12 protein-coding genes are annotated in these 12,889 nt (G+C 54.9%); 6 read left to right on the top strand and 6 right to left on the bottom strand.

The features are described from left to right. Nucleotides 1-61: 61 nt before the first annotated feature. A complete protein-coding gene (locus J5224_RS16315) occupies nucleotides 62-487 on the bottom strand; it encodes a hypothetical protein (protein WP_264626371.1) in 426 nt (141 codons plus the stop codon). Between the two features lie 519 nt (nucleotides 488-1,006). On the opposite strand from J5224_RS16315, the gene J5224_RS16310 reads away from it, so the two are divergent. Further along, the gene (locus J5224_RS16310) at nucleotides 1,007-1,915 is read left to right on the top strand and encodes a siderophore-interacting protein (RefSeq protein WP_264626370.1); all 909 of its coding nucleotides are present in this window, start codon (nucleotides 1,007-1,009) and stop codon (nucleotides 1,913-1,915) included. A 65-nt stretch (nucleotides 1,916-1,980) separates the two neighbouring features. On the opposite strand, the gene ppa is transcribed toward J5224_RS16310, so the two are convergent. Both ppa and plsY read right to left on the bottom strand, forming a co-directional pair. Beyond that, nucleotides 1,981-2,508: an inorganic diphosphatase gene (gene ppa / locus J5224_RS16305; RefSeq protein ID WP_195312202.1), complete on the bottom strand. Its 528-nt coding sequence runs from the start codon at nucleotides 2,506-2,508 to the stop codon at nucleotides 1,981-1,983. A 94-nt stretch (nucleotides 2,509-2,602) separates the two neighbouring features. Next, the gene (gene plsY / locus J5224_RS16300; protein WP_264626369.1) at nucleotides 2,603-3,229 is read right to left on the bottom strand and encodes a glycerol-3-phosphate 1-O-acyltransferase PlsY; all 627 of its coding nucleotides are present in this window, start codon (nucleotides 3,227-3,229) and stop codon (nucleotides 2,603-2,605) included. Between the two features lie 107 nt (nucleotides 3,230-3,336). Here plsY and folB point away from each other — a divergent pair, with 107 nt between their 5' ends. Together folB and bacA are read left to right on the top strand one after the other, a co-directional pair. Beyond that, entirely contained in the window at nucleotides 3,337-3,690 is a 354-nt protein-coding gene (folB, locus tag J5224_RS16295) for a bifunctional dihydroneopterin aldolase/7,8-dihydroneopterin epimerase (RefSeq protein WP_252320476.1), read from the top strand. Nucleotides 3,691-3,862: 172 nt separating this feature from the next. Then, nucleotides 3,863-4,681, top strand: coding sequence for an undecaprenyl-diphosphate phosphatase (gene bacA / locus J5224_RS16290; RefSeq protein ID WP_264626368.1), 819 nt, complete (start codon nucleotides 3,863-3,865; stop codon nucleotides 4,679-4,681). Between the two features lies 1 nt (nucleotide 4,682). Here the strand turns inward: bacA and J5224_RS16285 are convergent, their stop codons facing one another. Beyond that, nucleotides 4,683-5,366, bottom strand: a complete 684-nt coding sequence (locus tag J5224_RS16285; RefSeq protein ID WP_264626367.1) for a Crp/Fnr family transcriptional regulator — start codon at nucleotides 5,364-5,366, stop codon at nucleotides 4,683-4,685. Nucleotides 5,367-5,522: 156 nt separating this feature from the next. On the opposite strand from J5224_RS16285, the gene J5224_RS16280 reads away from it, so the two are divergent. Continuing rightward, complete coding sequence (locus J5224_RS16280) at nucleotides 5,523-6,278, top strand: SAM-dependent methyltransferase (protein ID WP_264626366.1); 756 nt, start codon at nucleotides 5,523-5,525, stop codon at nucleotides 6,276-6,278. 5 nt (nucleotides 6,279-6,283) lie between these two features. On the opposite strand, the gene J5224_RS16275 is transcribed toward J5224_RS16280, so the two are convergent. After that, complete coding sequence (locus J5224_RS16275; protein ID WP_264626365.1) at nucleotides 6,284-7,525, bottom strand: multifunctional CCA addition/repair protein; 1,242 nt, start codon at nucleotides 7,523-7,525, stop codon at nucleotides 6,284-6,286. A gap of 205 nt (nucleotides 7,526-7,730) precedes the next feature. Further along, nucleotides 7,731-8,351, bottom strand: a complete 621-nt coding sequence (locus J5224_RS16270) for a TIGR04211 family SH3 domain-containing protein (protein ID WP_264626364.1) — start codon at nucleotides 8,349-8,351, stop codon at nucleotides 7,731-7,733. A 242-nt stretch (nucleotides 8,352-8,593) separates the two neighbouring features. On the opposite strand from J5224_RS16270, the gene J5224_RS16265 reads away from it, so the two are divergent. Beyond that, nucleotides 8,594-9,916 (top strand): inorganic triphosphatase, encoded by a 1,323-nt coding sequence (locus J5224_RS16265; protein ID WP_264626383.1) that lies wholly within the window; start codon nucleotides 8,594-8,596, stop codon nucleotides 9,914-9,916. 44 nt (nucleotides 9,917-9,960) lie between these two features. Next, nucleotides 9,961-12,828, top strand: a complete 2,868-nt coding sequence (glnE, locus tag J5224_RS16260) for a bifunctional [glutamate--ammonia ligase]-adenylyl-L-tyrosine phosphorylase/[glutamate--ammonia-ligase] adenylyltransferase (protein WP_264626363.1) — start codon at nucleotides 9,961-9,963, stop codon at nucleotides 12,826-12,828. The last annotated feature ends 61 nt before the right edge of the window (nucleotides 12,829-12,889 follow it).

The following is a 12,889-nucleotide window of genomic DNA, read 5'->3' as shown; positions in this document are numbered from 1 at the left end:
ATGTTTATTAAAGAATGCTCTGTTTCAGTGGTGTTTGTGCATAATTTAATGCCCTTATTTTCTAAGGGAGTACATTATTTTCTAACCATATAATATCCATGCGGTTGCTGATAACGTTTGGCAAGCAAACGTTAGAGGGAGCCGTTTTCATGAAATCGGATATTGAGTTTAAATAACCAATTAGTTCTGTTGATTCCGGGAAAGAGTAATATCGAATTTGTAAAGATCCTTCGATAATTGTGGCTGTGCAACTTGTAGGTAAATGTTCTGAAAAATCAAAATTAGCAAGCACGTTTACAGCGCCAGTATAAATATCACCAACATTAAACTCTGGGTTAAAATGTGAAAAATTACCCTCTGTTTTTGCTGTGAATGGTAATATATTGGGCGAAAATGCTATGCTTATACTAACAATATTTCCTTTGTTAGGGATAGTTTTTAACTCAAGGTATAATGTGCCTTTTACGGGGGGGGTGTTGTAATGCATAAATAATTTCCTCTAATAATTTAGTGATGGGCCTAGGTTTTTTAATGCACTCATACGATGATAATGATCAGGCTTTCGATACTAAGTCCATTTTTTGCCATCCATTTTAAAAGGGTAGCGCTGGAAGTTAATAAATGATGTTTTTTTTAAATCAATGTCGGGTATTTGTTATTTTTTGCATCTGAGTCACACTAATTGTCAATGTGGCTAATGTTTTTGGCTTTAATGGTTTCTTTTATAATCATGTGTAAATAAATAGTTGTTCTTAAATTAATGTATTTAAAATGCAGCATATCATTGACATGCTAGTGATATTAATCGATTGAATGAGATTGATATTTCACGTCTGTCATTTCGACTCGTTCCTGATAAAACGATTTTATCGTGGTGAACCGTCGATAAATATCCATTAAGGCAATAATGCTTCTCATTATCAATGTCGAATGCTAAGGTAACCCGTCCTCTGAGGACGACGAAGGGCCATTCTGGCTGCCCCTGCGGGATACGATGAGAAAGGTCATGGCAGATAAACAGAAGTACCGCATTTTTAACGTTGTTCTGGCGTATAAGACTTACCTGACCCCTTCCCTGATGCGCTGCGTGTTCTCCGGCGAATCGGTACGTCAGATGAAAATGGATGCGCCGGATCAACGCATCAAGCTGTTGCTCCCACCTGCCGAGGGCGTTTACCCCGATTTGCCGGACAGTGATGAGTGGTATCGTCAGTGGCTGGCGCTGCCCAAGGCGCAGCGGCCGGTGATGCGCACTTATACTCTGCGCGAGGTAGATGCGGCTAACGGTGAAATGGCGGTAGAGTTTGTGGTTCATGGCACCGAAGGGCCAGCGTCTGCCTGGGCAATACAGGCGCAACCGGGGGATGCATTGCGCATTGTTGCACCGTGCGTCGGGGAGTATGAGGGCGATAGCGGCGGCTATGAGTGGTTGCCACCCGCGGAAATGGCCCATGCCTTGTTAATTGGCGATGAAACGGCATTGCCTGCTATCAAGGGCATTCTGGAACAGTTGGCGCAGCAGTCGCATCCCGTGCAGGTGCAGGCGTTTATCGAAGTGCCGCTGGAGGCCGACTGTGTGGATATGAGTGCCTTTACCTTTGCCGAGGTACACTGGCTGCCGCGTAAGCCGCAGGGTGCCTCTTACGGTGAACGACTGCTGCACAGCGTGCGAACGCATGTGCGTTTGCCGGATATACGCGCGGAAGCAGAGACGACCGAATTGCATGAAGTGGCAGAAGGTGAGTTGCTGTGGGAGTCGGCCAGTCAGACGCACGGTCAGTTCTTTGGCTGGGTGGCGGCGGAGTCTTCGGTGGTGAAAAACCTGCGGCGTTACTTATCCGGTGAACGTCAGGTGCCACGCGATATCATCACGTTTATGGCCTACTGGAGCCGCGAACGGCAGCGCGATGCATGAGGATTGCTGAAAAGAAAACGGCGAGGAGATCCCCGCCGTTAGATACGTTGCGCCGTGCGCTACGCTTATTTTTTCGCGCGTTCGAAGGAGGCAACGATCTCGGCTTTGGCCGCGTCTACGTTTTCCCAACCTTCTACTTTCACCCATTTGCCTTTTTCCAGCGCTTTGTATTGCTCGAAGAAGTGGGCGATTTGGCCGCGCAGCAGTTCCGGCAGGTCGTTCACATCGTTGATGTGATCGTATTCTTTGCTCAGTTTGGTGTGCGGCACGGCAACCACTTTGGCATCTTCACCGGATTCGTCGGTCATTTTCAGCACGCCAACCGGACGGCAGCGGATCACTGAGCCGGGTTGCAGCGGATACGGAGTCGGCACCAGCACGTCAACCGGGTCACCGTCCAGAGACAGGGTGTTGTTGATGTAACCGTAGTTGCACGGATAGAACATGGCAGTTGCCATGAAACGGTCTACAAACAGGGCACCGGTTTCTTTATCGACTTCGTATTTGATGGGGTCAGCGTTGGCCGGGATCTCAATGACTACATAGATATCATCCGGCAGTGATTTGCCCGCCGGGACGTTGATCAAACTCATGTCTGTTTCCTTTTTTCTAACGTCAGAAATGGAGTGGCGGACATTATAGCCAACCCATTGGTAAAGTGCTGCGGTTTTTCAATCTCAGTGGCGTTTAGTCAGCGTCATCGTGTGGCGGGGTTTCTTCTTTGCTACGGCGCTTCCAAATCTTGCTTTCCTGCCCGCGCCACAGACGTTGAATATTGTCGTGATGCCGCATCAGGATCAGGCAAGAGAGCATGGCTACCGGAAAGGTGAACTGGGGTTTAAACCACCACACATAAAAGGGCGCGATCAGCGCACTCACGATGGCACCAAGGGAAGAATAGCCGCTAAGCAGTACGGTAAGCAGCCAGGTGACGGTCATCACACCGGTCAGATCCCAGCCGACAGGCGCGATGGCGCCAAACGCCGTTGCCACGCCTTTCCCGCCGCGAAAACGGAAAAATACCGGATAGATATGGCCCAAACAGGCGGCAATCGCGGTAATACCAAGATAAAGCGGAGTAACGCCAAGCGCATAAGCGCCCCAGACCGGTAACATGCCTTTCAGCACGTCAAACACCAATACGGTAGCGGCGGCGGCTTTGCCACCGATACGTAATACATTCGTCGCGCCGGGATTTCCTGAACCATGCTGGCGTGGATCGGGCAGACCCGCGATGCGGCACACCAGAATCGCACTGGAGATGGAGCCGCACAGATACGCGAAAATTATCATGCCAAGCGCGGTAGCACTCATAACGCGGTTCCGTTGAATAAAGGTCGTTTTACAGTTGCCATCCGTGGATAATACGCATATTCCGGCGGAAGTGATACCAAACAGCGCCAAAAACAGAGAATGACGTGATGGATATTGTATTTATAGAAGAACTTACCGTGATTGCCACTATCGGCGTTTACGATTGGGAACAAACCATTTCGCAAAAGCTGGTGCTCGATATCGAAATGGGCTGGGATAACCGTAAGGCTGCTGCAAGCGACGATGTCAACGACTGCCTCAGCTATGCCGATGTCAGTGACGCGGTGATTGCCCATGTCTCCAGTCAGCCGTTTGCGCTGGTCGAGCGGGTGGCGGAAGAAGTGGCGCAATTGCTGATGCAGCGCTTTGCCATTCCCTGGCTGCGTATCAAAGTGAGCAAGCCGGGTGCCGTCGCGCAGGCGCGCCAGGTGGGCGTAGTGATTGAGCGCGGCACACGATAAAGGCGCACGGGTTTGCACAGATGGTTTTTTTTATGAATCTTTTTTGTCAGTGAAACTAACATCCCGTTTTTTAGTCTACTGTGATGGTGTTTAAAGTGGCACACGCGGGCAGCGTAGCCACTTTTTTTATGGGTGCTTCTTTTATTTCGGTTCGGAAAGGCAGGGCGCGAGTATGGCAGATCTCCACACGCTGGTGGTGGCATTTATTCTTGGGGTTGTTGAAGGGTTAACGGAGTTTTTGCCCGTGTCATCGACCGGGCACATGATTATTGTTGGCAGTTGGTTAGGGTTTGATGATGAGAAGGCGAAAACCTTTGAAGTCATTATCCAATTGGGCTCTATTCTGGCGGTCGTCGTGATGTTTTGGCGTCGTCTGTTTGGGCTGATCGGTATCCACTTTGGTGCCGTACCCCATGAAGGACGCGGTAAAGATCGTCTGAAGCTGGGGCACATTCTGCTGGCGATGATCCCGGCTGTGGTGTTGGGGCTGGTGTTTCACAGCACCATCAAATCACTGTTTACCCCGCAGAACGTGATGTATGCCCTGATTGTTGGCGGTTTCCTGCTGCTGGCGGCGGAATGGCTGAAGCCGAAGACGCCGCGTGCCAGCGGGCTGGATGATATTACCTATCGTCAGGCATTTATGATTGGCTGTTTCCAATGTCTGGCGCTGTGGCCGGGGTTCTCCCGTTCGGGTGCGACCATTTCCGGCGGGATGCTGGTAGGTGTCAGCCGTTACGCCGCCTCTGAGTTCTCCTTTATTTTGGCGGTGCCAATGATGATGGGGGCGACGGTGCTGGATCTGTACAAAAGCTGGCATTTCCTGTCACTGGCCGATGTGCCGATGTTCGCCGTGGGCTTTATCACCGCGTTTCTGGTTGCACTGGTCGCTATCAAAACCTTCCTGAAACTGATCAAACGTATCTCGTTTGTCCCGTTCGCGATTTACCGCTTCTTCGTGGCGGGCGTTGTCTATCTGGTGTTCTTTTGATTCAGAAGGGGCGCTGTGCCTGCGCGGCCAACGCGTGCAGGTAGTCCAGATTGCATAACGTGATGTAACTGGCACGGCAGGTGATGTAACCCTGCCGCTGCCATTCCGCCATCAGACGGCTCAAGGTTTCTGGTCGAATCCCCAACTGTGTTGCCAACTGTCCGCGATTGAGCGGTAGCCGAACCTGCGCGTTTGGCTGCGTGTCTTGCTGGGTGCGATGCAGACGCAGCAGGTAATCTGCCAGCCGTTCCCCCGCCGAACTGGAGGTGAGCCAGTCGATCTGGTTGATGGTGGCGTAAAGCTTCTGGCTGAGGTTGCCCAGCAGTTGCATCGCCAGCGTCGGGCGTTGCAGACAAAATTGATGCAGCGTCTCTCGCGGAATCAATATTGCCTGTCCTGCACTGAGTGCCCGAATGTTCATCGGGAAGCGACCGTGCTCCATAAACACGGCGGCGAGTGCCACCCATTCACCGCGTACAAACTGCCCGAATACCTTGTCATCTCCCTGATAGGTATGACGAAACGCCTGTAGTTCACCCTGTTCCACTAGCGGGCAGTAGCGCATCTTATCCCCTTCGCGAAACAGCGTTTCCCCTGTCTGAAAATGGATACGACAGCATGCGCGCTGTAAGGCGAGCACCACATCCACCGGCTCGTTACGCAGCCACTGATGGGAAAACAGCACCTCGCAATGTTCCTCTATCGGTAGGGGTATTTTGACAAACGTCATTGGCGTCTCACTTACGGAGTTCTACAGTGTCGGGTAATTAAACAGAAATAATAATCATTTGCTTGTTTTCAGCAAGCACCAGAGCACGGTAATCGCGAGGAGGACGTAAGCATGTCAGAGAAACTGGCGGGACATAAATTTCTGGCGAAGTTAGGTAAAAAGCGCCTGCGCCCCGGCGGACGTGCGGCCACCGAGTGGTTGATGCAGCAGGGCGCGTTGACGCCATCGACGCGTGTTCTGGAAGTGGCGTGCAATATGGGCACCACCGCCATTGAGATAGCGCAACGCTACGGTTGCGCTATCGTCGGGGTGGATATGGACAGGGCGGCATTACAACAAGCACGGCGCAACATTCTGGCCGCGGGTGTCGAAGGGCGTGTGACGGTGATGGAAGCGAACGCCTTGGCATTGCCGTTCCCCGATAACCACTTTGACGTGGTAATTAACGAAGCGATGCTCACCATGTATGCCGACAAAGCCAAGCGTCCGCTGATTCAGGAATATTTACGTGTGCTAAAACCCGGAGGGCGGTTGCTGACCCATGACATCATGCTGCTGCCGCAGGCCTCGGGTGATGTTACGGCGCAGATGCGCGCGACAATCAATGTCAACGTTCAGCCGTTAACGCAGGCGGGGTGGCGCAGCCTGTTTCTTGACAGTGGTTTCAGCCAGGTTGAGAACGCACAGGGCGTGATGACGCTGATGACGCCGTCTGGCATGATTTACGATGAAGGCTGGGGCGGTGCGATAAAGATTGTGCGCAATGCGTTGAAGGCGGAAAACCGCGCCACCTTCCTTCGGCTGTTTCGCACCCTCCGCCGCTACCGGCACCAGCTTAACTACATTGCGGTTTGTAGCACCAAATAAGCCACCTACGGGGTTGAGGCGGGAATTTTCTGCGCTTTCCATGCGGTAAGCGCAGCAATACGTCGCCGATGCAACTCATCGCGCACGCCAATGCCCTGAAAACCGTCGGCCACGACTTCACCACTGGTGACCGCGCTGGCAATGGTGAAGGCCTCGCGCAGGTAGTTGCCTTGCGGATAGGGGGATTCTTCAAAACTGGTGCGGCCACGGGCATCCGCTTCACTGGTGAGCACCAACTTCTCCAGCCGCTCCGGTTTGCGCCACACGTCCAGCGCATCAAACAGCTTCATCAGCGTTTTGGGCTGCAATACCGTTACGGTATGCGCCAGGTCATGATATTCCGCCACCAGTTTAGCCAGGTCGCGCAGTGCATTAGGTACGCGCAAGCGCTGGCACAGTTGCTCCACCAGTTTCACGCCCGCCGGGCCGTGTCCGTGGTGGCGCGGCCAGAGCGCGGGCGGCGTCAGCGCTTTGCCCACATCGTGGCACAGCGTGGCAAAACGCACATCGATCTCGGGCGTGAGGCGAGCGGCAATCATCAGTGTCATCAGCGTATGAACGCCGCTGTCGATTTCCGGGTGCCATTGCGCCGGGGCTGGTACGCCGTACAGATTGTCGATTTCAGGAAACAGCACCGCCAGCGCACCGCAGTCGCGCAGCACCTGAAAATAGACGTGCGGCGAGCGGGTTGCCAGCGCCTTTTCCGTCTCTTTCCATACCCGTTCCGGCGTCAGAAAAGCCAACTCGCCCTCATGCGTCATAAACTGCATCAGCGCCAGCGTTTCCTCCGCGATGTGAAAACCGAGATGGGCAAAACGCGCAGCAAAGCGTGCCACGCGCAGTACGCGCAGCGGATCTTCCTGAAAGGCTGGAGAAACATGGCGCAGCAGACGCTGTTGCAGATCGTACCGACCGTGATAGGGATCGACAAGTTCACCCTCTGCGGTTTGGGCGATGGCGTTGATGGTCAGATCGCGCCGCAGCAGATCCGCTTCCAGCGTAACGTCGGGTGCCGCATGACAAATAAAGCCGGTATAGCCGTTACCAGATTTGCGTTCAGTGCGTGCCAGCGCATACTCTTCTTTGCTTTCCGGGTGCAAAAAGACGGGAAAATCCCGCCCGACCTGTTGGTAGCCAAGCGCTAACATCTGTCCCGGCGTGGCACCCACCACCACCCAGTCACGTTCTGACACCGGGAGATCGAGTAAGGTGTCCCGCACTGCGCCGCCAACCAGATAACTCTTCAATACACACTCCTGGCTTTACTCATCCCGTCATTCCCGCGCAGGCGGGGATCTCTTACAGGCCAAACGCCTTCCTTCTGCAAAAGATCCCCGGCTTTCGCCGAGGATGACGGGAGCACTACGTTAACATAAGGTTAATAGTTACATACCCACCGGCCTGCCGCAATCTATGCCGCAGGCCAATGTGAGGTGTGATGTGACTTACGCCTCAGCGCATCCAGCGATCGTTTTTCTTTCTGCTGGGGATCAGGTGCGGTAACAGCAAACCGAGCAATAAGCCGATGCCCGCCACACCGCCACCGTACAGGAACCATTGCAAAATGATTTCCCGTTGCTTGTCATCCAGTTGCACATTGGCCGCATCGACTTTCTTTTGCGCGACAATCAGCTGATTTTTTAAATCCTGATTTTCGTTACGCAGTGCGGTGATGATATTGTCGCTGGCAGACACTTTTTGCTGCATATCGGCAGTACGCTGGTTCCATTCCTGATCGATATTGCCTAACCGCGCGGTGAGGTCGGAAACCTGCTTTTCCAGCTCCGGCACGCGCAGGCGCAGGCTGGGGGTTTGGCTCAACTGGTTGAGCGGCAACCAACTGGTGCGATCTTTGCTATCGCGAATTTGGGCATAGCCGGCATTTTCATTCACGCTGAGTACGGTGACTTCTTCACCAGCATTGAGCGTGCCGATGATGCGGTACTGGGTGCCGGGGCCGGTATGAATGTAGGTCGACAGCTCATCGGAGATGTAGCGTTTATCTTCTGCGTGACTCGCCCAACTCAGTGTGAGGCTGACAAAGGTGAAACAAACGAGGCCTAATTTCTTCATAATTTCATCATGTTGCGCGAATGGTTGGGTGATAGTAGAGGCATAAGTCTGACGAGGCAATGGGTAAACCGAAATGAGAAGACTCCTATTACCCATGTAGCGTTGCCTGACATCGCCGCTCGGTAGGTTTTTTCTGCCAGGGGTAAGGTGGTGTAATATAGCAAGTATCCGTATTTTCCGTCGCTGATGAAGGGCTGTCAGCATCCGACCCGCAGGGTCATGCTTTTTAGATTGAAATGATGATGAGTGAAGAGATCGAACTGAAGTTTATTGTGCACCCGGACATGGCCGCTACGCTGCCGCGCAAACTGACGGCCTGGCAAACTGATTACAGCCACAGCGAGCATCTGGAAGGGCGACTGCTGAGTAACACCTATTATGAAACGGCGGATAACACGTTGCGCCAGCTTGGCATGGGGCTGCGTGTGCGCGGTGAAAATGGCCAGCATGAAATGACGCTGAAAACCGCCGGCACGGTGATTGGCGGGTTGCACCAGCATCCTGAATACAATGTGCCGCTGGCGAATGCCACTCTGGATATCCGGTTGCTGCCCGCAGACGTCTGGCCGCCAGAGTGCGATGTTGACGCGCTGGCGCAGGCGCTGCATCCGCTGTTTAGCACCCATTTCCAGCGTGAGCAGTGGGTTATCGCTTATCACCAAAGTTTGATTGAAATCGCCTTCGATCAGGGGGATGTCACTGCTGGTGAATTGAGTGAGCCCATTTTGGAATTGGAGATGGAACTGAAAGCCGGGCAAACCGATGATTTGCTGGCACTGTCGCAAGAGCTGGCGGAGTGGGGCGGAATGCGCCAAGGCAGCCTGAGCAAAGCGGCTCGCGGTTATCATCTTGCCAGCGGCGCGGTGCCACGCGAATGCCGGGCACTACGTATGCTGACGCTGCCTGCCAAAAGCACCATCGATCAGGCGATTGGCGCTGCGCTGGAGCATGCGCTGGCCCACTGGCAATACCACGAAGAGCTGTGGGCACGCGGTGAACGCAAGGCGCGTTTGCAACTGTTGGAAGCCGGTGCATTGATGCGTGAAATGCTGGTGCTGGTGGGCGGCGTAGTGCCGCGCAAAGTGACCACGCTGTTCCGTGCGGCGCTCACCCATCTGGAAGAACAAGTTGAACGTGAAACTGACGCCGAGAAGGTGTGTTATGACGCCAACTATCTGAACAGTAAGTTAGTGCTTACCTCATGGCTGGTTAACAGCAGCTGGCGTGAACATATGGATAACAAAAGCCGTATGCGCCTAATGGGTTCTTATAAACGTTTTTGTGACGTGATGCTGGATCGCGCCATGGCGGAATTGCGCTCCGTATTCAGTCACCCGCTGGATGCGGATCACTACCAGCAACAGCTGGCGCGTTTGCAACGCAACATCAATGCGTTCCTGCTGCTCTCCAGCGCTTATCCGGAAACCACCGTCGAGTCCTTTATTGCGCCGTGGCGTGCGCTAGAGCACACGATCAAGCACCTTCCTGCTGACAGCGTGCTGGAAAGTGCGCGCCGCCAGGCCGTGGAGCAAACGCCGTACTGGCTAAGCAGCGCCAGCGTGTAACCTATTATTGTTTCCCGGTGCGCCGGGATTATCAGGGAGTTGCCATGTCGAATTCGCCATTCTCCTCTGCGTTGCCGCCGCTGCTGGCGGAGCAGACGCAGCGTGTGTTATCCCGCCTGCAAGAGAGCGTGACGCTGCCTGCGTCCATCGCGCCAGAGGATCTGGCGGTGCTGGCCTCCAGTGACTTTGTCAGCGAGGCGCTGGCGCGCTACCCCGATTGGTGGGAGGAATTGCACCAGCAGCCGCCGTTGCCGGAGGAGTGGCAGCAGTATGGGCAATGGTTGGCGCAGGCGTTGGAGAACGTGAGCGATGAGGCGACGCTGATGCGCGTGCTGCGTGAGTTTCGTCGCCGGATGCTGGTGCGTATTGCCTGGTCGCAATCACTGGCGACCAGCACCACGCCGCAAACGCTGCGTCAACTGAGCGAATTGGCCGAGACATTGATTGTGGCGGCGCGCGGTTGGCTGTATGACACCTGCTGCCGCGAATGGGGCACGCCCTGTAATGCGCAAGGGGAGCCGCAGCCGCTTTTGATATTGGGCATGGGCAAGTTGGGGGGCGGCGAGCTGAACTTCTCCTCTGATATCGACCTGATTTTTGTCTACCCCGAAAACGGACAGACGCGCGGCGGACGGCGCGAATTGGATAACGCGCAATTCTTTACCCGGCTGGGGCAGCGCCTGATCAAAGCGCTGGATCAGATGACGGTGGACGGCTTTGTTTACCGTGTCGATATGCGTTTACGCCCGTTTGGCGACAGTGGCCCGCTGGTGCTCAGTTTCGCTGCGATGGAAGAGTATTATCAGGAGCAGGGGCGCGATTGGGAGCGCTATGCGATGGTGAAAGCGCGCCTGATGGGCGGCATGGAAGATGCCTACAGCCAGGAACTGCGCGCGCTGCTGCGCCCGTTTGTGTTCCGCCGCTATATCGATTTCAGCGTGATCCAATCGCTGCGTAACATGAAAAGCATGATTGCCCGCGAAGTACGGCGACGGGATCTGCGTAACAACATCAAGCTGGGCGCGGGCGGTATTCGCGAAATTGAGTTTATCACCCAGGTTTTCCAACTGATTCGCGGGGGACGTGAACCGGGGTTGCAAGGCCGGGAACTGCTGCCGACGTTGCAGCACACCGGCAGTCTGGGCCTGCTCTCGTCGCAGCAGGTGGATGAACTGAGCAATGCCTATCTGTTTTTACGGCGGCTGGAAAACCTGTTGCAAGCGATTGCCGATGAGCAGACACAGACCTTGCCACAAGAAGCGTTGAATCAGCAACGTCTGGCGTGGGGCATGAGGTTTGACAGCTGGGAGGCGTTAAATGAGGCCTTACAACACCATATGCTGGCGGTGCGCCGGGTGTTTAACGACCTGATCGGCGATGATGCGCAGGACGGGCAGGATGCGCCAGAATGCAGTGGTTACAACAGCGTATGGTTGGACGCGCCCGATGAGGTGGATATGGGTGCGTTGATGCCTCACCTCAGCGAAGAGGCCCGTAATGCGTTGCTGCACGCCATCACCGATTTTCGTCATGACTTGGTCAAACGCACCATTGGCCCTCGCGGGCGTGATGTGCTCGATCACCTTATGCCGCTGCTGTTGGCCGAAGTGTGTGCTCACCAGCAGGCAGAGCTGATTTTGCCGCGCCTGACACCGTTGTTGCTCGGCATCGTGACGCGCACCACCTATCTGGAACTGCTGCTGGAATCGCGCCCTGCGTTGATTCAATTGGTTCGCCTGTGCGCTGCCTCTCCGATGGTGGCAAGCCAGTTGGCGCGTTATCCGCTGCTGCTGGATGAACTGCTCGATCCGGCGACCCTTTACCACCCGCTGGCACCGGAAGCCTATCACGATGAGCTGCGCCAATACCTGATGCGCGTGCCCGAGGAAGATGAAGAGCAGCAACTGGAGGCGGTGCGGCAGTTCAAACAGGCGCAGCAGTTGCGCATTGCCGCAGGCGACATCGCGGGCGTGCTGCCGGTCATGAAAGTGAGCGATCACTTAACCTATCTGGCTGAAGCCATTATTGCCGCCGTGGTGCAGCAAGCCTGGACACAAATGGTGGCACGCTATGGGCAACCGACGCACCTGCAACAGCGCGAAGGGCGCGGTTTTGCGGTGATTGGCTATGGCAAGCTGGGCGGATGGGAACTGGGCTACAGCTCCGACCTCGATTTGGTGTTCCTGTTGGACTGCCCGGATGAGGTGGTAACCGACGGTGAGCGCAGTATCGATGGTCGCCAGTTCTACCTGCGTCTGGCGCAGCGCGTGATGCACCTGTTCAGCACGCGGACCTCATCGGGCATTCTGTACGAGGTCGATGCCCGCCTGCGCCCGTCTGGGGCGGCGGGGATGCTGGTCAGCACCGTCGGTGCTTTTGGTGATTACCAACAGCATGAAGCCTGGACTTGGGAACATCAGGCGCTGGTGCGCGCGCGCATGGTCTACGGTGAGCAGGGTGTACAGGCGCAGTTTGAGGCGATACGGCGTCAGATTCTATGCCAGGAACGCGAGCCGGAGACACTGCGTGCGGAAGTACGCGAAATGCGCGAGAAGATGCGTCAGCATCTGGCCAATAAAGACCCCGCGCTGTTTGATCTGAAAACCGATGAGGGCGGTATCACCGATATCGAATTTATCGTGCAGTATCTGGTGTTGCGTTATGCGGCACAGCAACCGCGCCTGACGCGCTGGTCGGATAACGTGCGCATTCTGGAGCTGATGGCCCAGTGCGGCGTGATGGACGAGGAAGAAGCGCGGGCGTTGACGCTCGCTTACATCACGCTGCGCGATGCGTTGCACCATTTGGCGTTGCAGGAACAGTCAGCGCGTGTGGGCGCAGAAAGCTTTATGACCGAGCGCCAACAGGTGAAAACCAGCTGGGAAAAATGGCTGGGTGCCGGAGCGCGGTAGGCAACGAATGTTGTTTCGAAGGGCTGCGGGGGCTGTGTTATTATCGCGGCCAACTGTATGA

It is taken from the genome of Candidatus Symbiopectobacterium sp. NZEC135 (genome assembly GCF_025962695.1).
This window is presented reverse-complemented; position numbering and strand designations above follow the sequence as displayed.